The sequence below is a fragment of the Subtercola endophyticus genome (assembly GCF_021044565.1).
GTDB classification, from domain to species: Bacteria; Actinomycetota; Actinomycetes; order Actinomycetales; family Microbacteriaceae; genus Subtercola; species Subtercola endophyticus.
On the sequence record NZ_CP087997.1, the window covers coordinates 2,534,566 to 2,554,041 of the forward strand.

At 65.4% G+C, this 19,476-nt stretch carries 14 protein-coding genes and 1 pseudogene; 4 read left to right on the top strand and 11 right to left on the bottom strand.

All coding sequences use genetic code 11. From position 1 onward, the window contains the following. Positions 1-36: 36 nt before the first annotated feature. On the bottom strand, positions 37-1,329 hold the full coding sequence (gene manA, locus LQ955_RS11805; RefSeq protein ID WP_231024733.1) for a mannose-6-phosphate isomerase, class I: 1,293 nt from the start codon (positions 1,327-1,329) through the stop codon (positions 37-39). A gap of 133 nt (positions 1,330-1,462) precedes the next feature. Between manA and LQ955_RS11810 the strand changes: the two genes are divergently transcribed. Further along, the gene (locus LQ955_RS11810; protein ID WP_231024734.1) at positions 1,463-2,671 is read left to right on the top strand and encodes an acyl-CoA dehydrogenase family protein; all 1,209 of its coding nucleotides are present in this window, start codon (positions 1,463-1,465) and stop codon (positions 2,669-2,671) included. Between the two features lie 76 nt (positions 2,672-2,747). Then, positions 2,748-4,151 (top strand): O-antigen ligase family protein, encoded by a 1,404-nt coding sequence (locus LQ955_RS11815; protein ID WP_231024735.1) that lies wholly within the window; start codon positions 2,748-2,750, stop codon positions 4,149-4,151. A 25-nt stretch (positions 4,152-4,176) separates the two neighbouring features. On the opposite strand, the gene LQ955_RS11820 is transcribed toward LQ955_RS11815, so the two are convergent. Further along, entirely contained in the window at positions 4,177-6,558 is a 2,382-nt protein-coding gene (locus LQ955_RS11820) for a glycosyltransferase (protein WP_231024736.1), read from the bottom strand. Next, positions 6,558-6,890, bottom strand: coding sequence for a hypothetical protein (locus LQ955_RS11825; RefSeq protein WP_231024737.1), 333 nt, complete (start codon positions 6,888-6,890; stop codon positions 6,558-6,560). Before LQ955_RS11825 ends, LQ955_RS11820 begins: the two co-directional genes overlap by 1 nt. Positions 6,891-7,075: 185 nt before the next feature. Here LQ955_RS11825 and LQ955_RS11830 point away from each other — a divergent pair, with 185 nt between their 5' ends. Together LQ955_RS11830 and LQ955_RS11835 are read left to right on the top strand one after the other, a co-directional pair. After that, positions 7,076-8,023 carry an FkbM family methyltransferase gene (locus LQ955_RS11830; RefSeq protein ID WP_231024738.1) on the top strand — a complete coding sequence of 316 codons (948 nt, stop codon included), beginning with the start codon at positions 7,076-7,078 and terminating at the stop codon, positions 8,021-8,023. After that, positions 8,020-9,549, top strand: a complete 1,530-nt coding sequence (locus LQ955_RS11835) for an ArnT family glycosyltransferase (RefSeq protein WP_231024739.1) — start codon at positions 8,020-8,022, stop codon at positions 9,547-9,549. The genes LQ955_RS11830 and LQ955_RS11835 overlap by 4 nt, the downstream gene beginning before the upstream one ends. Positions 9,550-9,668: 119 nt before the next feature. Here LQ955_RS11835 and LQ955_RS11840 read toward each other — a convergent pair. From LQ955_RS11840 to LQ955_RS11875, 8 genes and pseudogenes are all read right to left on the bottom strand, one after another. Beyond that, positions 9,669-10,445 (bottom strand): annotated as a pseudogene (locus LQ955_RS11840) (ABC transporter ATP-binding protein); the annotation flags it as partial. After that, positions 10,445-11,389, bottom strand: coding sequence for an ABC transporter permease (locus LQ955_RS11845; RefSeq protein WP_231024740.1), 945 nt, complete (start codon positions 11,387-11,389; stop codon positions 10,445-10,447). The gene LQ955_RS11845 and the pseudogene LQ955_RS11840, both read right to left, overlap by 1 nt. Positions 11,390-11,433: 44 nt before the next feature. Further along, positions 11,434-12,930 carry a glycosyltransferase gene (locus tag LQ955_RS11850; RefSeq protein WP_231024741.1) on the bottom strand — a complete coding sequence of 499 codons (1,497 nt, stop codon included), beginning with the start codon at positions 12,928-12,930 and terminating at the stop codon, positions 11,434-11,436. Next, positions 12,927-14,480, bottom strand: coding sequence for a glycosyltransferase (locus tag LQ955_RS11855; RefSeq protein ID WP_231024742.1), 1,554 nt, complete (start codon positions 14,478-14,480; stop codon positions 12,927-12,929). Before LQ955_RS11855 ends, LQ955_RS11850 begins: the two co-directional genes overlap by 4 nt. 9 nt (positions 14,481-14,489) lie before the next feature. Beyond that, positions 14,490-14,723, bottom strand: coding sequence for a hypothetical protein (locus tag LQ955_RS11860; RefSeq protein ID WP_231024743.1), 234 nt, complete (start codon positions 14,721-14,723; stop codon positions 14,490-14,492). Between the two features lie 8 nt (positions 14,724-14,731). Next, a complete protein-coding gene (locus LQ955_RS11865) occupies positions 14,732-15,328 on the bottom strand; it encodes a GtrA family protein (protein WP_231024744.1) in 597 nt (198 codons plus the stop codon). A gap of 48 nt (positions 15,329-15,376) precedes the next feature. After that, the gene (locus LQ955_RS11870) at positions 15,377-17,335 is read right to left on the bottom strand and encodes a DUF4012 domain-containing protein (protein ID WP_231024745.1); all 1,959 of its coding nucleotides are present in this window, start codon (positions 17,333-17,335) and stop codon (positions 15,377-15,379) included. A 96-nt stretch (positions 17,336-17,431) separates the two neighbouring features. Next, a complete protein-coding gene (locus LQ955_RS11875; RefSeq protein ID WP_231024746.1) occupies positions 17,432-19,432 on the bottom strand; it encodes a glycosyltransferase in 2,001 nt (666 codons plus the stop codon). Between the last annotated feature and the right edge of the window lie 44 nt (positions 19,433-19,476).

A 19,476-nucleotide genomic window follows, 5' to 3' on the forward strand; every position in this document is an offset into this window, starting at 1 on the left:
GGACTTTCGGCGTAAGTGAGCCGGGAGTGGTTGCCGTCAGGCGGCGGCGCCGGGGGCCGCGAGAAAGAGCTCGCCGGAGCCCGAGACGGTGAGAGGGCCCTCGTCGGGAGTGATGTAGAACGAGTCGCCGCGCGAGACGACGGCCTCGCCGGTCGCTGAGGCCACCGTCAGCGAGCCCGCCGTGCAGATGACGATGGCCGGGCCCAGTGGGGAGTATGAGGCCGTCGTCACCGCGTCAGCAGGGTCACCGCTCATTTCGCCGAGGGCAAGACGCACGAGCACGAAGTCGATCACGTCGGGCTGAAACACCTCGACCCCGGGGGCCGGATGCTCGGGCTCGAGGTAAGGCACGGGCAACGACGCGAACTGCAGCACATGCAGCAGCTCGGGCACATCGATGTATTTCGGCGTCAGCCCGCCACGCAGCACGTTGTCGGAGGCCGCCATCAACTCAACACCCAGCCCCTTCAGGTAGGCGTGGATGTTGCCCGCCGGCAAGAACAGCGCCTCGCCGCGCTTCAGCGTGACGCGGTTCAGCAGCAACGAGAGCACGACGCCGGGGTCACCGGGATACTCCGCGGCCAACGCACGAACCGTGGCCAGCGCGTCGGCGAACGGCCCGGCGGTCGCGGGGGTCGACCCCGCTGCATCCGGTGCGCTTGCAGCAAGCTGCGGGTCGTCGTTGACCAGCGCCGTCACCTGCGCCACCAGGGCCGACACCTGCTCCGAGCCCGAGAGCAACCATTCCACGCTGGTGCGCAGCGCCTCGGCGGTGTGCCCGCGCAGCTGCGAGGCCAAGGCAGCCAGCAGTTCGGGTTCGGAGACAGCCGCACGGGCATCCGCCGCCGCCAGCTCGGCTATCACGGCGCGAATCTCGTCGACCGACCGAAAGCCGCACAGGGCGTCGAACGTGTCGCTCAGCGCGTAGATGACTTCGGGCTTGTGCAGCGCGTCTTTGTAGTTGCGGTTCGGCGCATCGGCTGCGAGCCCCGCGGCGTTCTCACGGTCGAACCCGGCCCGGGCCATCGCCAGCGTCGGATGCGCCTGCAGCGACAGCGGCTTGTCGGCCGCCAAGATCTTCAGCAGGTAGGGCAGCTGCCCCGCGTGGGCACCGGATGCCCGTTCGGGCTCACTCGCCAGCCACTCGGTGAGCGTGCGAGAGCCGCCCACCTGCTCGGGGTGCTCGATCACACTCGGCGACCCCGGGTGCGCCCCCAACCAGAGCTCGGCCTCGGGCTTGCCCGTGGGCTCGAGCCCGAGCAGATCGGTGATCGCTCGCTCAGAGCCCCACGCGTAGTCACGAGGCGTGTTGGTGATCTGCACAAACATGCTGAACCTTCCGAAAGAGAGCGTTATACAAAACTACCAATGGGGTTTGCCCGATGCCGACCGAGGTCTAGCCTGAGGCTGATTTACGCGGCTCTCTGTCTGCCGCCAACGATTTGCGAATGGATGTCTCACCATGACTCTCGTGCACGAACAGGCCACCACCTTCGAGCCTCTCATCAGCGATTTCTACGGGTACCACAACCTGCTCACCGAGCGTGAGAAGCAGTCGCTCGCCGCGCTTCGCGCCTACCTCGAGAGCGAAGTGAAGCCTCTCGTCAACGGGCTGTGGGAGCGGGCGGAGTTTCCGCACCAGGTGATCAAGCCGCTCGCCGATCTCGACGTCTACCGGTTCGGCTGGGAGTCGACCAAGCCGTTCGAGAACTCGGCTGTGTTCCGCGGTTTTGTGGCTCTCGAACTCGCGCGCGTCGATGCCTCGGTCGCCACGCACGTCGGCGTGCACAACGGCCTGGCCATGGGATCGATCAACGTCGCGGGTTCGCCCGAGCAGAAGGCCGAGTGGCTGCCGAAGATGGCGACCGGCGAGATCGTCGGGGCGTTCGGGCTCACCGAGCCCGACTCCGGCTCCGACTCGGCGCAGGGCCTGCGCACGGTGGCGACCCGCGACGCCGAGACCGGCGACTGGATTCTGAACGGCTCGAAGCGCTGGATCGGCAACGCCACCTTCAGCGACATCACCATCATCTGGGCCAAGAGCGCCGAAGACGGTCAGGTCAAGGGCTTCATCGTGAAGACCGACACACCCGGATACACCGCCACGAAGATCGAAGGCAAGCAGGCTCTGCGCATCGTGCAGAACGCCGACATCACGCTCGAGAACGTTCGCGTTCCCGAAGAGCTGCGCCTGCAGAACGCAAACAGCTTCAAAGACACCGCCAAGGTGCTGCGGCTGACTCGCGCCGAGGTGGCCTGGGCTTCGGTCGGCAATTCGATCGGAGCCTACGAGGCCGCCGTGCGTTACACCAAGCAGCGCGTTCAGTTCGGCAAGCCGATCGCCTCGCATCAGCTCGTGCAAGACCTGCTGGTGAAGAGCCTGGGCAACATCACGGCCAGCCTCGCCATGGTGGTGCGGGTTTCGCAGATGCTCGACGAGGGCACCCAGCGTGACGAGCACTCGGCTCTGGCCAAGGCCTACACGACAGCCCGCATGCGCGAGACCGTCGGCTGGTGCCGTGAGGCGCTCGGCGGCAACGGCATCGTGCTCGAATACGACGTGGCACGGCACTTCGCCGACGCCGAGGCGCTGTACTCCTATGAGGGCACACGCGAGATGAACACGCTGATCGTCGGCCGCAGCATCACGGGGTTCGCTGCTTTCGTGTAGTTCCGATAACGATTGCCGCGACCGGGATCCCCTCCCGGCTGATTCACTGCAGGGGTCTGGGTAGCCTGGTCGTCTGATGTCCAGAACCGATCGAGACCCGTTTGCGCCCGCGTCGCCGCTCCCCGCGGCCGCGGGCGCAAACGCACGCGCACGCGCACACGCAAGCGACCCGGGCACGCGGCGACGCCGAACGCTGGCCGTTCTCGTGCTCATCGCAGCGCTGGGCGGTGACGCCTGGCAGAGCCTGCTCGGCTGGCCGGCGTTCGTCGTGTTGGTCGCAGCTCTCGCCGCTGCGTGTCTTGTTTCGCTCGTGCGCGGAAGGTCGACGCGCACCCTGCCGCTGGCACGATATTCGAAGCCTCTGGCCGCGTTTCTGGTGCTCTGCACCGTCTCGCTCCTCTGGTCGCACTACCCCGGCGCCACGCTGCTCGGGGTGCTCTCGCAGTGGCTGACCGCCATCGCCGGCTTCTTCATCGCCGTCTCACTCTCGTGGCTCGAGATTCTGCGAGTGCTCGGCACGGCGCTTCGCTGGCTGCTCGGCCTGTCGTTGCTCTTCGAGTTCGTGGTGGCTGTCTTCGTGCGGCATCCGGTGGGCGCGCTGTGGCTGCTCGCCCCGGGCCAGAAGCCGCCGCCGGATTACCAATGGAGCGAGGGCAATCTTTTCAACGGCGGGGCCCTTCAGGGCATCGTGGGCAACCGCAACCTGCTGGCGTTTCTCGTGCTGCTGGCCCTCATCGTGTTCGTCATCGAGCTGGTGGAGAGAACGCGCCGACCGCTGCCGAGCATCCTGTGGATCGGCGTGGCGCTGCTCGAACACGCCCTCACCCGCTCGGCGACTGTACTGCTGGCGACGATCGGCGTCGGCTTCGTGCTTGCGGTGGCGCTGGTCATCCGCCGGGTTCCCGTGAACAAGCGGCTCGTCGTCTATCCGTTCGGCATCGTGGGGCTGCTCGGTATCACGATCTTCACGCTGAACCTCTCCGATCAGCTCTTTCCGCTGCTGCACCGCGGCGACAACCTCACCGGGCGCATCGAGATCTGGAACACCGTGCTGAACCTCGCCTGGCAGCATCCGGTGCTGGGCTGGGGGTGGGTGAGCTACTGGGCGCCCTGGGCAGAGCCGTTCAAGAACCTGATCGTCATCGACGGCACCGTGTACCTGCAGGCGCACAACGCCTGGATCGACGTGTTTCTGCAGCTGGGGCTCGTGGGGCTGTTCGTGTTCTCGTGCCTCATCGCTGCCACGATCATCCGGTCGTGGTGGATGGCCGTGGATCGCCCCGGGCCGGTCGTCGGTGTCGAGACGCCCTACCAGGCGGTCGCCCTGCTGCCGCTGCTACTGCTGGCGGCATTGATCATTCAGAGCCTCACCGAGAGCCGGCTGATCGTCGAGGGCAACTTTCTGCTGCTGGTGCTGCTGGCGTCGAAGGTGAAACTCGACCCGCTGCCGCTCGGGCCACCGCCGCGCGCCGTCAGGTGACGCGAACGCTCGGTTACACGAACGCTCAGTAGGCCCGCTGCAGCTCTTCGAGCAACGGATGCTGGCCGAGCGACTTGTCGAGAACCGCCTCGGCGGCCCGGGCGAACGAGTTCTTCTCGGCGTGGTCGATGGCGGCACGGTGCATCGACTGCAGGCGCTGGCGATCTGTCAGCAACTCGGCCAGAACGGCAGCGAGGTCGACCGCGCCGATCTCCGGCGCGACTTTGAGCAGGGCATCGTCGGGAAGCTCGCGCACGGGGCCGACATTGCTGGCCACGACCGGAGCACCGAAGCTGAAGCAGTCGGCGATGGCCGCCGACGACTCGCCGAACGACCGCTCGCGCAACTGAACGGCGACCTTTGCGCGGCGCAGCCACTCGTCGTATTCGCTGTCTGAGGTTCGCCCGGTGATCACGAGCTGATCCCCGAGGTCTGCCTCGGCGATGATCTCGTCGAGCTGCTGCTGCCCCTCGTCGCCGAGCAGGCTCTCGCCGACGAGCGCAAACGTGAGATCGGGAAAGATCGGCGCCAAGAGCGCGAATGCCCGCGCAATCACAATGGATCGCTTGCGGCCCGCCAGAATGCCCATCGACACGACGGCGTCGCGCGGCCCGTCGATGCTCTGCGCGTCGACAGCCCGATGTCCGAAGGGGATCACCCTGATCTTCGCAGCCTCTTCTTGCGCAGACTCCAGCCGAGCGAGCGTGGCCGCCGAGATGTTGTGCACGATGAAGTCGTCGGAGAAGGCGAGCGGCTCGGCAGACATCGGCGAATTGTAGGTGTAATACGACGACGCGTCGTGAGCGCGATAGTGCTGCAGGTTCTCCGGCAGCTGGCCCGCGTTGCGGCGATGCAGCGTGTCGAGGTTCTGCCGCGACACCAGGTCGGGCTGCAGGCGGTGGGCGACCATCAGCATGTCTTGGATGTTGACATCGTGCTGCATCACGGTTCCGCGCTGTTCGCGCCGCAGCAGGTCGAGCACCGGATAGTGGAACGTACTGTTGCCCATACAGAAAATCGTGTCGTTGTACGGACCGTCGAGGGTCGTGACGAACGGGTACGCGCTGTATTGGAACCAGCGCACACCGGGCAGCTCGGGGCGGTCGGCGTCGGCCTGAGTGAAGACGTCGACGTCGGCGACCTTGACGAATTCGTCGAGCAGGCGGGCGCTGTAGTCGGCCACACCGCTCTGGGTCGGCGGCATCGGAGACACCAGAGCGATGCGCTGGCGGGCGTCGGGGTCGACGACCGCCGGACCCGGACTCGTGAAGTTCTCGAGGGAGTGGTAGATGGGCAGAGCCTTCTCTGCCACCGCCTTCCACGAAAAATCGCTCTGCTGGGCGACGTCGATCAGCCGCTGCCGAAACGGCTCGTCGGTGATTCCGCGCACAATCGCCCGAGCGATGTCAGACGGGTCTTCGGCGTTGAAACGGGCGTCGGCCAGCGGCATCACCTCGACGAGCGAGGAGTTGTCACCGACGATGCACGGTGTGTGGCACATCATCGCCTCTGCAGCCGGCAGTCCGAAACCCTCGTACAACGACGGAAAGACGAACAGGTGCGCCGACTGCGAAAGCTCGAGCAGGTGCTCCGACGACACGAAACCGGTGAACAGAATGTCGTCGAGAATGCCGAGGCGAGCAGCGAGCGTGTGCAGGTACTTCTTCGTCTCTTTCGTCACCCGACAGACGACGACCAGCTGGTGAGCCGCTCGCAGTTCGCGAGGCACCAGGCTGAACGCTTCGAGCAGCCCCTCGATGTTCTTACGATGGTCGATGCCACCGGTGTAGAGCACGAAGCCCTCGCGCAGCCCTTTCACGCCCCGGGCCGCCTTACGGTAGGCGCCCGCCCGGTCATCCGTCGGCTGGTAACGGGCTTCGACGCCCGTACCGACGACGAACACCTTGTCGGGGTCGAGACCGAGCAACCGGATCCCGTCGTCTGCAGCCGATTGCGAGATGCACATGACCTTGTCGGCCTGCTGCACGATCGAGAGACTGCGGTAGTAGTTGGCGCGAACCTCGATCTTCGAGAGATAGACGTCATCGAAAATCAGCGGAATGAGGTCGTACAGGGTTACGACGAGTTTCGACCGCGACTCGGTGATGAACCTGAAGTACTCGCTCGAAAGGTCGTAGAACGGCGAGAGGTCGTGCCACACATCGAAAACGAAGTCGTTCGTGCCGTGAATGCCGAGACGGCCGTTGCGGATGCGCTGCAGCTTTCCGGTCGGCAGCAGAAAGTCGAGACCGGCCGGTAACGGACCCTCGTTCTCGATGCCGTACGCGGTGACGAGCTCGGGTTCTGCCTTCTCGATGGCCCGCGCGAATTCGCGCGCGTAGGTCGGAATACCACGCTCAGCGCTGATCGGGTCTTGAGTGCTCGACAGATCGACGAAGAGACGCACTATTCAGCAGACTCCGCGCTCGCTTGTGCGACGGGTTGGGGATGCGCGGCGGCAGCCGAGGTCGTGTTGCCGCTCTTCTTCTGCTCTGCGCTTGTCTTCTGCTCTGCGCTTGTCTTCTGCTCTGCGCTTGTCTTCTGTTCGGCAACGGCAGCCGCCAGCAGCGTCATGGTGTCGAGCAGCGCCCGCTGCAACTCGATGGTGTCTTTGGTCTGCTGCTCGACCATTTCGAGGGTCTTGTCGATGCGCTTTTCGAGGTTCTCCATGCGGTTCTGCAGATCGCCGAACCTCTGGTTCAGATACGACCGAAAGGGGGCCGTTGCTTTCACTACCACCGAAGACGCCACGAAATACCAACCGCTCTTTTCTGCATACGACACCGCCTGCATACGACACCGGTCGCCTCCACCTTCGGCTCCCAGCTTCAGTCTGAATCGCAGACTACTGTTACGGTAGCGTAGCTCAGCCGCATGCCTCCTGAGAACTCGAGGGGCCAGCGTGCACGAAAGGAAACATTAAGGTGAGCGAGTCGAACATCTCGTACGCCCAGAACGGCGAAGACATCGTGCTGTGGCGCGCACTCGGCCAGATCGAGAACGGAACCTACATCGATGTAGGAGCGAACGATCCCACCGAGTTTTCGGTCACCAAGAAGTTCTACGACGCGGGCTGGCACGGCATAGCCATCGAACCCAACCCCGAGTATGCGCGGCGTTTTCGGGTCGAGCGACCGCGCGACGCCGTCTTCGAAGCGGTTGCGAGCGACTCGACTGCTGAGACCTTGACCTTTCATCTGATCGAGGGCACGGGCCTGTCGACTCTCGTCGACGACATCAGCGCCGGCCACGCCGAGCACGGTCACGCCGTGCGCGACACGACCGTCGACGTCGTCTCTCTCAACGAGACGATCGAGGCGGCGGGGCTGGCGGAGAGCGAAATCCACTTCATGTCGATCGACACCGAGGGTGCAGAGACTCAGGTGCTGGCCTCGATCGACCTGACGCGCTTTCGCCCGTGGGTGCTCGTCATCGAGGCGACGGAGCCCGGAACGAGCATCCAGGTCACCGCCGAGTGGCAGCAGCGGGTCGAGCAGGCCGGGTACCACTTCACGTTGTTCGACGGCTTGTCGCGCTTCTACGTCGCAGACGAGCATTTCGAAGAACTCGGCAGTCTGCTGACGCACTCTGCGGGAATTCTCGATCGGTTCGTGCACATCGAACGCGTCGAGCTGCAAGCGCACCTCGACGACGTCTTTCGGCAGCTTGAACAGGCCATCGACCGCGAAAACGTGCTGAAGATCAAACTGGCCGATGCCGAACAGACGAACTCGCGCCTGGAGGCAGAACTCAGCAGCGCCCGAACGCGCGAAGCAGAACTCGGCCAGTTGGTCAGCGATCTGCAGCACACGCTTTCCTGGCGTGTCACGGCGCCCCTGCGCGCCGTACGTGGCGCCGGTAAGAAGGCGTGAAGCAGAACCTGATGACCGCGACGCCCGACCCACCTGTGGCAGCCGCGCCCGTCGCAGCCGCACCCGGCGAACAGCTGTCGATGTGGGCGCGTCGCGAACGGCGACTGTCGAACATCCTCTTCTGGGTCGTGCTGGCCGCCGGAGTAGCGCTCCGCATCTTCTTCGCGTTCTCGGTGGGTCATCTCGAGGATTCCGACCATGCGGTGGTCTACCTGATCTCGAAGCACGTCTCAGAGGGCCAGATCGACTGGTTCTTCTGGGGACAACCGTATGGCGGCACCCTGCTCGAGATTCTCGCCGGCGGGGCGATGGTCGTCTTCGGCCCGAGCCTTGCCGTGCTCACCATCGTGGAGATCGCGGTGATCACGGTCGCCGCGGTGCTGCTGCGCGCCATTGCCACGCATGCCCTCGGTCGCACGGCGGGCAACGTGGCGGCGATGCTCTTCGTCTTTCCCGGCTTCGTCATCTTGCGGCAGTCGACCACCGACGGGGGCTTTTACAACACCAGCCTGTGCCTCGGCCTCTTGGTCATCTTTCTCGCCCTGCGAGCGCCGGTGCGAAAGAGCTATCTGCTGTGGGCCGCCATCGGCTTCGCCTCAGGGCTGGCGCTCTGGCAGTCACCGATGGGCGCGGCATTCGCGGCTCCGGCCTTCGTTATCGCCGCCGTTCGGCACCGCTCGTGGCGGCACATTCTCGTCGGGGTTCTCGCCGCGATCGTCGGAGCCCTGCCGTGGCTGAGTGAAGCGGTCGGGGGCACCGCCTTCGCCAGACAGGGCGCCGCACCGGGCGGGTTTCACTTCTCGAGCGTGATCTCGTTCTTTACGACCCTGATACCTGCACTCGTTCCGGTCTACGATAAGCCCGAACGGTTCATCGTCACGGCCCTCGCCCTCGCCGCCCTCGCACTGCTCGTCGTGCTCACCATCGTGCGGCGAAGCCTGTGGATCGGCGCTCTCACCGTGGGCACCTTCCTCTGCATGGCGGTCATCATCGTTGCGGCGAACGACGTTCTCACCGCGGCCACGGTGCGCTACGCGATCTATCTGAGCCCCGCGTTCGCAGTAGCGCTGGCCTGGCTGTTCACGCGCATCCGCTTTGTGGGACTTTTCGCGGCGCTGCTCGCTGCCGGCCTCACCTTCTCGCAGACGCTGTCGTACTCCAACAACCTGCAACTCGGCACCGATGCGGAATTCGGTGCGGGATACCAGCAGCTCGAGTCGCTGCTCGAATCACACGGCGTCGAGGCAGCCTACGGCGAGTACTGGCTGGCGTACCGTCTCACTGCGGTGAGCAATGAAGACGTGAACATTGCTTCGCTGAATGCGCACCCGTACGAACCCTACGACGACGAGGCCGCCGCGCAGCGTCGTACCGCCATCGTGGTGTTCACCGGTGACGCGGCAGACACCTTTCTCAGCAGCACGGCCGGCCTGCCGACCTCGACGCGCATCGAAGACGGCGACTACACGATCTACCTCTTCGACTCCGTGGTCGACCCGCACAGCCTCGTCGGCGCGCCCTACTGAGCCGCGATAGAGCGCGGGTACTGGTGCGACGGGATGCAAGGCCGAGGAGGAGAGTCGCACTTCAGGTGCGACCGACGACGAGAACGCCGCAGACCGACGTGCCAGGACCCGCGCTAATGCTCGAAAGACTCGCGCAGGGCAGCGATACCTTCGACTGCGCCACCGTCGAAGACGACGTTTCCGTGTGAAAGCACCAGAACCCGGTCGCACAAGAGCTGCACCTGAGCCGACGAGTGCGACACCAGGATGATCGTGCGGCCCTCTTTCTGGAACTCTTTGATCTTCTCCATGCACTTCTTCTGGAACGGCTCGTCGCCGACCGCCAGCACCTCGTCGACGAGCAGAATGTCGGGGTCGACGTGCACGGCGATGGCGAACGCCAGCCGCACGTACATGCCCGAGGAGTAGAACTTCACCTGGGTGTCGATGAATTCTTCGATTTCACTGAAGTCGACGATCGACTGAAAATACTCGTCGGTCTGCTTACGGGTGAGGCCGAGAATCGAGCTGTTCAGATAGACGTTCTCGCGGCCCGTCAGGTCGGGGTGGAACCCCGCGCCGAGCTCGAGCAGCGCGGCGAGACGGCCGCGGCGCTCGACGAAACCGTCGTTCGGCTCGATGATGCCCCCGAGAACCTTCAGCAGTGTGCTCTTGCCCGAACCGTTCGCGCCGACCAGCCCGATCGTCGAGCCCGCCGTGATCTCGAATCCGACATTGCGCAGCGCCCAGAAGTCGTCTTTGTGCTTCTGCGAGCGGCCGAAGTTCACGATGCGCTCTTTGAGCGACTTCTCTTTGCGAATGACGAAGCGCTTCGATACCCCGTTGGCACGCACGACAACGGGCGCCCCCTTGCCGAGGCTCGACTTGTCATTCGTGGTCACATCACTCACCGTCATCAGATCTCCTGCGCAAAGTTGCCCTGCAGGCGCGAGAAGATGCGCTGGGCGATGAAGATGGCGACGACGCCGACGATGCCGGCTCCGAGCATCAATAGCTCCATGTGGGCCGGCCACGGCTGAGGCGGCACGGTGTTGCCTCCGATGACCCGCGTCTGGCTGCCGGCCTGCCACAGCCCGCGCTGGAAGGCGAGAATGGCCAGAGACACCGGGTTCAGCAGGTAGACGTCGAGCAGCCAGGTATGATCCTTGACCGCTGCGACGACGAACGACCACGAGTAGACGATGGGCGAAGCCCAGAACATGAGCAGCATGACGACCTCGACGAGGTACTGGATGTCGCGCAGAAAGACATTCAGCGCCGAGAGCACGAGCGCGAACGCCACGCCCCAGATGAGCACCACGGCGACACCCGCCGGCACCCACAACAGGTTCCACGACACGGGGAACTGGCCGAGCACGATGATCGCCAGCAGCAGCACGACCATCTGCACCAAGAAGTTGAAGATGGCCGAACCCGTCGCAGCGAGCGGAAAGATCTCGCGTGGAAGGTAGATCTTCTTGATCAACCCGCCGTTCGAGACGATCGACGCCGTTCCGGTCGCCACGATCTCGGCGTACAGGCCCCACAGGGTGAGGCCGGAGAAGACGAAAATGGCGAAGTCGGGCACACCGCGCGAGGCGCCGAGCACCTGACCGATGAACACGTAGTAGATCAGCAGCTGCACCAGCGGCTTGATGAGGCTCCACGCGAAACCGAGGGTCGAGTCTTTGTAGCGCGACTTCAGTTCGCGTCGAATGAGCAGGTCGAGCAGCTCACGGTGCTTGACGATCTCGCGAATCGATGCGAAAAAACCGCCCACCGATTTCGGGCCCGCGCTGACCGACACCTCGAAGGGCAGTTCGGCTAGTCGTTCAGCCCTCTGCTGCGCCACATCTGTCATTGGTGCCCACTTTCGAGGACGTTACAAAATCCCACTGCTAGATCCTACGTGACCGAGGCTGGGCGTTCGCTCTCCGGCGCGACGCTCTGCGGAACGAAATACTGCCACAACGCCGCAGCGTAGTCCGACCATCCCCGGCTCGGCAGCTCGGCCGCCTCGGCGACGAGCCGCGCGTGCAGTTCCTCGTCGAGCAGCCCCGCCCGCATGCCGCGATAGACGTCGTCGTCGTCGCGAGGGTCGACGAAGATGGCTCCGCCGGCGGCCGCGATCTCTTTCATGCTGCCGAATCCGCTGGTCACCACCGGGGTGCCCGCCGAGAGCGACTCGCCCACCGGCAGCCCGAATCCCTCGTTCAGCGAGGGGAACACGGTGAGGTAGGCCAGTCGGTAGGCGCTCCAGAGCAGGCTGTCCGAGACGGCCGAGATCGCTTTGACGGGCCAGCCGTCGTTCGTGAGCCGCGCGAGCTGTTCGGCGAAGGCGGCCCCGTTCCAGCCGTTTCCGCCGATGAACACCAGCTGAAACGACACCCCTTCGAGCCAGAGCCGTTCGGCGGCATACAGCACGGCGAGATGGTTCTTGCGCGGTTCGTGGCTGCCGACGCACACCACGAGCGGCGCGTCGCTGCCTGTCGACTGCCCGCTCAGCAGCTGCTCGCGGGCCCGCTCGAAGTCGTCGGCCGAGACCTCTTCTGCGACGCTCGGCAGCAGCAGCGGCTCGATCTCGGGCCCCGCGAGGCCCGCGCCGCTCAGCATGCGCTTCCAGCCCGCATACTCGGTGGCGGATGCCCGCGAAATCGTCGAGACACGATCGAAGTGCGCCAGCGCCGAGAGGTTCTTCGCGAACGCGGCCGACATACCCTCCCCGACCGTCTCCGACGAGGTCAGCGGTACGCAGTCGAAGCCGATCACGGTGGTCTGGTTGCCCGAGAATTCGGCCAGGCACGAGATGCGGTCTGTTCGACCCTGCTCGATGGCGAGCTCGGGAAGAATGTACGTGGTGCGGAACGGAATCGTCAGCACCCACTCGCGCGGCCGGGCGATGCGCGGCACCGATCCGTAGAGCGCGTTCTGACGCTCGGGCTCCGAAAGGTGGCGCAACCCGGTGAACGACGAATCCCAGCCCACCAGCTCGACCTCGGCCTTGCTGTTCCACTGCTGAATGGTCTGCCGAACCACGCGCTGGATGCCCGTGGCCAGGCCCGTGCGCGCCGTGTGGTGCACGTCGACGATCACCGTGTCAGTCGCGATGCGAATCTGCACCGACCGGTTCGGCGCCAGTACCCGCGAGCTGCGAGCCACCTGGCGGCCGATGGCCGCGGCCGCGCCGTTCAGCGCCGCGTCTCGGCGAAAGCGCTCGAAGTCGTCGTGTAACGGAAGCACTGCCGCGATGGCAGCCTGGGTGAGCCAGAGCAGATTCGTGTCACCGTTTACGGCGGGCGCCAGCACGCGCGCGTATTCCTCGGGCGTCGAAAGCCCCGGGTCGCGCCCGAGCACGGTCGTTGCCAGAACTCCCAGCCTGGTCAGTACTACGGCCTTGCTCATACGTCACGCTCCAGGGGTACAACGAGTTCTGACCAGAGTTCGGCCGCGTAGTCGTCCCAGCTGCGGCTGGGCCGCGCGAGCGCCTCGGCGACGAGCCGATCATGCAATGCTTCGTCGGTCAGCAGGGCTCGGAACGCTTCGACCAACTGCCGGTCATCGCGCGGGTCGACGGTCAGCGCCCCGCCTCCGGCCGCGATCTCGGCGGTGCTGCCGTAGTTCGACGTCACGGTCGGAATGCCCATCGCCAGAGACTCCGCCGCCGGGAGACCGAAGCCCTCGTGCAACGAGGGAAAGACGGTAAAACGCGCCGAGCCGTACGAGTCGACGAGCAGGTCGTCGCTTGCGCCCCGCCACAGCTCGATCGGGCGCCCGAGTCGGGTGAGCCGCGCGACGTAGCGGTCGATCAGACGGGTGTACTGCGATTTGCCGCCGCCGATCATCCGGAGCCGAAAGCGTAGGCCTTCGCGCCAGAGCGTTTCGGCCGCGAAGATGACAGCGAGGTTGTTCTTTCGGGCCTCTTGGTTGCCGACCATGAGCACGAGGGGCTCGGCACCGCTGCCTTTCGAACCGGCTGCGGCATTGCTGCGCTGCGGTACTTCGATAGCGAGCGGAACAGGTCGCACGGCGGCCGTGGGCAAGTTCTGGGCCGCGGCCGCGTGCAAGAAGCCTTCGAATTCAGCGCCCGCGCTCGCACTCACGCTGGCGATGCGGTCGGCGTGTTTGACGGCCGTGAGGTATCTGCCGAACATCTCCGACTCGTTCTCGGCGACCAAGTCGGCACTGACGATCGGAACGGTGTCGTACCCGACCATGCCCACTCGGTTCGATGAGAACTCGGCCAGGCAGGCGAGCGCAGGAGCGTATCCCTGTCGGGCGACCTCCGGCAGAATCACCGTGGTGCCGAACGGCACGACGATCCGTGGCCTGAACGTCGGAGGTTCGGCGGGGCGATCTGCTTCAGCGATGAGCTTCCAGGCGTTCCAGTCGACGACGCGTCGGCGCTCGACGGGCGAAAGCTCACGCAGGGCGTTGTCGCCCGTCGACCAGCAGCACAGCTCGATGTCGTGGCTCACCGCCCAGCGCGACATGGTTTCTCGCACCACACGCTGAACGCCCGAGTTGTGGTCGTATTTGGCGCAGAAATCGACATCGACCACCACCCGGTCGGTGACGATCGTTATGTCGGAATCGAGCGAATCGAAGTGCCGAAACGCCGCCTGCACGCTCTCGAACACCGCCGCGAGAGCACGTTCGGGCGTTGCCACGCCCAGGGCCCGCCGGCACGCCAAGAACACGTCGGAGTGCGGAAACGCCGCCGTCAGCGCGACCAGAGCCAGCCACAGTTCGTCGTCGCTGCGACTGATCTGAACGTGGCGGAACACACTGTCGGCCAGCACCCCCACACCGCGTGACAACAGCGACGGGATGCCCGCTTGCTCACTCGGCGGCAGAATATGCTCGGCGGCCGAGACCAGCCGACGACCGAGTGCTGCGACCGTGGCCGCCGAAGGCGCTTCGGGCGTCAGCGTGTCGTACAGGGCAGGGGGCACGACTCGCCTCTACTTCTTGGGCCGCGGAGCCAGCGAGGGCAGCGAGCGAACGATTCGCAGCGGCTTCGTCACACGCCAGGAGATCGTCTGCTGCATGGCGGCCAACGCCTTCGATTCGAACGACGCGGCACCGAGCCAGCGATCGGTGGCCCGGTTCGCGACGGAGTCGAGCTCGGCCTGCAGTCGGTCTCGCTCTGCTTCGAGTTCGGCTAGACGAGTCTGAGTGGCGTCGTGTTCTGGCATCCGACCAATTATAGGTGCGGGTTCTCGCGAGCCGCGTCAGCCTCGGCGTAGCTGTCGTCTTCGAAGATCGACGCAGCAGCAAGCTCGGCTTTCTGCTCGGCATCGAGCTGGGCCGCCGCCGCAGCGGGGTCTGCCAGAACGCTGCCGCGATGGCGGCCGAACACCCAATAGCGGTAGAGCACGAATCGGAACAGAGTAGCCAGCAGGGTGCCGATCAGCTGACCGGAGATGTTGTCGGCGAGAATCGACGTGAAGCCGAGCACGTAGTGCGAGAACCAGAGGCACAGCACGTTGATGAGCAGCCCCGCAACGGCGACCACCGAGAACTCGAAGAGCTCGGCGATGTAGTTGCGTCGGCGGTGTTCGCGAAACGTCCAGTACCGGTTGCCGAACCAGGTGACGACCGTCGCTGCCGCCACCGCGGCGACCTTCGCACCGATTGGCCCCGACAAGAAGTGCCCTTCGCCCAGCCCGCCGACGAGCAGCCAGTTGAAGACGGCGAAGTCGACGACAAAGCCGATAGCGCCGACGACGCCGAACTTCAGCAGGTAGCGCAGCAGCTTCTCATAAACGACGGCGGTAGCCCGCACCAGGCGATTAGGCATTGCCCAATACTACGGGCACAGCGAAGCCCTCCGTCGTATTGCCAGCCGTCACTTGCAACCGGCCGCGGTGACCGTGCTGGCTGTCGGGTTGATCATGGGCGTGACCTGCAAAGTCGGCTTTCCGAACTTTCCGGCGGCCCCGGTGAAGGTCGCGGTGACCGTGTTCGTCTCACCCGGGGCGAGAAACACCTCGAACCGCGCAACCGGTCGGCCGAGGTCTTGCGAGCTCGACCGCACGGTGGCGCCCACACTCGTGTCGCCGGCCGTGTCTGAGGTCAACGTCGCACCGACGGGTCCATAGACGTAGACCTCCGTGGCGATCTTCGTTCCGTGGAACACTCCCCCGGTCACGAACTCGGGCAGGTCTTGGGACTCTTCGAGCGTTTCGGTCGAGTTCAGCGTGATGGTTGTCGTGAATGTCGGATTCTGACTATTGGTGCACACATCGCTCGACATATCGGCGGTCGAATGCACCCAGTAGTCGGCCTTCGACGTTGAGACGTCTCGGAAGTAGACCCCGACCATCGACTGCTTCGTATTGTCGGTTGGAATCACGCCTTCGAGCCCGGCCTGAGTGACCAGTTGCTGCTCAGCGTCGACCGGGCTCCATGCCATCATGTTGCCTGACGAGACCGCCTTCGAAACGGCGTCGATCAACGCCGTGGGGTCTGCCTTCGTGGTGGTGATGCCGGTGAAGATGGTCTTCGCCGAGTCGGCGAAGAAGACGTCGGTCTGCGCCTCGATCTCCGATTGCGGGTAGCGCAGGTAGATGTCGTGCAGCATCAGCGAAACGACATTGTCGGCGTTGATCACGTCACCCGACGCGAGCGTCATCGGCCCCGTCGCCCCCAGAATGTAGCTGAGCGCGATCGGGTCGATCGAAATAACTCCGTCGGGTGTCACGCCGCCCTTGAACTTGGCCCAGTAGGCCTCGATGAGTTTGGCCGCCGTCGGAAAGTCGGGGCGGCTGGTCGACCAGTTCATGGTCGACGCGATGCCCGGAGAGTACATGTCGAGCAGATTCTGGTCGAGCGTCATGACGGGGCCCTGATTGAGGGGGAAGTCGGTGCTCGACGCCTGGTCGGTGATGGCGAAGCTGCCGTTGTCGACGGTCAGCATCGACACCGACGCCGGGCCACCACCCAGCCCCGTGGTCTCGGCGTTGTTCAGAAACGCGAGCAGATAGTGCCGGGTTCCGTTCATTCCGAGAATGTTCTCGACCGTACCGATGGTGCCCCGCACCTTCGTTATTTCGTCGTGCGCCTTGCCGAGCGCCGACACGAACTGCGTCTTGGCCGAGCTGATCTGGCCCACGGTGCCGGCGGTCTGGATGCCCTGAGCCGACGCCTGCACCGACTGCATCGCCGTGTCGGCGCTGGCCAGAGCCGCGTCGCCCTGACTCAAGAGTGCGACGTTCAGTTTTCCGTCGACGGGCTTCAGCGACTCGGGAGTGACGGACGACGCAACGGAGACGAGCGGCGGCAGCGCTTGAGTGCCGATGTCGTTGAGCGCGCCAGAGAGCTCGCGCACCGCGGTCAGATTGACGCCCACGACCGGAAGACCCTCTGCGAGTCGGTACACGGGGTCATTGGTATGCGAAGCAGCACTCTGGGCACTCGATTGGAACGTGGCGACCGACGCCGGCAGCGCCGTCACGTTGAGAGTTGTGACGTCTTTCTGAATCTCAGTAATCGAGCTCTGGGCGGTCTCGAGGTCGGATTTTGCCTGCAACGTCTGATAGGCCACCCACCCAGCCAAGGCGACGATGCCGAGAACGACGACTCCTACCGACGAGAGCACGATAGCGACCGTACGACGACGACGACGGCTGCGCGACGAGCGTCTGCGCCTGCGCCCCGAACCTGAGCTGGAACGCGACGAGGAGTGGGTGCGTGAGTGGCTGTGCGAATGGCCGTGGGAGCGGGTGGACGACTCGTCACCCTCAGGAGCGAGACCTTCTGGCCACGTGCCGTCGGCGGCGCCAGGCTCGTCGGGCGGTGTCTGCATGGGGCCAGGGCTCCTGATGGGTCGTCTTGCGGCGGCTCGGTCGAGGGAGCGAGGGCCCCCACGGTTTCGCTCACTTTAGCAACCGGAACCCGGGAGTTAGCTCGAAATCAGCCGACGTTTCACCACACGAAAGGCAGCCTTGCTCGCCGCGGGCACACCCATTTCGCGTGATCGCGCCACGAAGAACCGGGCGAGCGGGCCGATTTTCGCCACCGTGCGCAGAATCGATCGTTCACGCGCCTGGCGTTCGGCTACGGCGGCGTTCGCCGCGCTCCACCAGCGCTCGAGGGTCAGCCGATCGTAGGCCCGCTGCGACTCGACCGGGGCGGTGGATGCCCGTTTCGGCGTGCTGGCGAAGGGGCGCGTCTCGGTTCCGGCACCGGCCGGATCAGCGCCCGGCGCATCGGCACGCAGCGGATCCGTCGCCAGCGCGCCAGCACTCGACGGGACGGTCACCAACGGCTCGATCAGCGCCGCCCACAGTTCTCGGGCGTAGTCGTCCCAGGTGCGGAACGACCGCGCGGCCGCCTCGGCCCGCAGCCGGCCGTACACCTCGTCGTCGTGCAGCAGGGTCGTCATGGCAACGGCGAGAGCCTCGTCGTCGCGAGCATCCACCATCAGGCAGCCGCCGCCGCGGGCCGCCTCGGCCAGGCTGCCGTGATCGGCCGTGATGACGGGTGTGCCGAGCGCGAGCGACTCGGCGACCGGCAACCCGAAGCCCTCGTGCAGGCTCGGAAAGATCGTGAATCGGGCGTCGCGGTACGAGTCGACCAGCACCTGGTCGCCCGCGCCGCGCAGCACTTCGACGGAGTGGCCTTCGCGCTGCAGACGGGTGATCTCGGCGTCGAACTGCTTCAGATGCAGGGCTCCCCCGCCGCCGATGAAGCGCAGCCGAAAGTCTTCGCCGTTCAGCCACAGCCGCTCGGCCGCGAACAGAATGGCGGAGTGGTTCTTACGCGGCTCCTGGCTGCCGACAACGACGATGAGCGGCCCAGCCGAGCCGTTACCGCCTGCGGGCGACTCGGCGAAACCCGGAGCAGCGGCGGCCGTCGTTTTCGAGCCACTGATTCGCGACGTCGACGAAGCAGCGGCGAGCGCAGGCGCAGTGGCGAGTGACGGTGCGTTCATGGCCAGCGGCACGGTGACCACGTCGGGGCCCGTCACGCCCTGTGCGGTGAGGGCAGAGACGAAGCCCGAGAACTCGTCGGCCGCCGACTGGCTGACTCCGGCGAGCCTGCTCGAGTGCTTCACGACGGTGAGAAACCGGGCGAACCGCTCGATTTCGCCGCCGTCTTGCGACTGCGCACTCACGATCGGAATGGTGTCGTGGCCGACCAGCGCCACGCGGTTTCCGCTGATTGCGGCGAGACCGGCGAGGGCTGCGGCCGTATCCACCTGCGCGACCTCGATCTCGACGACGACGGAGTCGACAGGCACCACGATCGCCGCGCCCGCGCCGCCCAGGCTCGCCGGCACGAGATCAAGATCGGCACTGGCACCGGCACTGGCACCGACCTCGGCATCGGCATCGGGCCGCGGGCCGGCCGCCGAGCGCCGCGAATGTGTCGGCCAGTCGAGAACGCGGTCACGCTCACGCCCCACCAGGGCCCGCAACGCGGTCGAGTCGTCGTTCCAGGCCGTCAGCACGAGCGGATGCTCGACCGCCCACCGAGACACCGTCTCTCTCAGTACGCGCTGAACCCCGGTGTTGTGATCGAAGCGGCCCGCGAAGTTGGCGTCGATCACGACGGCGTTGCGCGCGAGTACGAGGGGCGCGTCGAGGCTGGTGGCGCGATCGATGACCGCACGAAGGGAGGTGAGCAGAGCATCCAGTTCGTCTCCCGGGCCGGCCAGGGCCAGTGCCCGCCGAACGGCGCGGTGCTCGTCGAGCGTCGGAAAAACAGTGCTGAAGGCAACGATGGCGAGCCAGATCTGGTCGTTGCGCAACGATCGTCGCACCGAGGCAGCGATGGCCGACGCCCACTCTGCGGCCTCGACGGCGGCAGGGGCACCCGCACGAGCGAGGCGCTGCGACTCGACCTCTGAACCCAGTAGAACGGGGCCCGCGACCCGAAGTCGACTCAGTAAAGCCTGCACCGTGGAATACTAGTTGATCGCACGCCTTCGAAACGGCTGGCGTC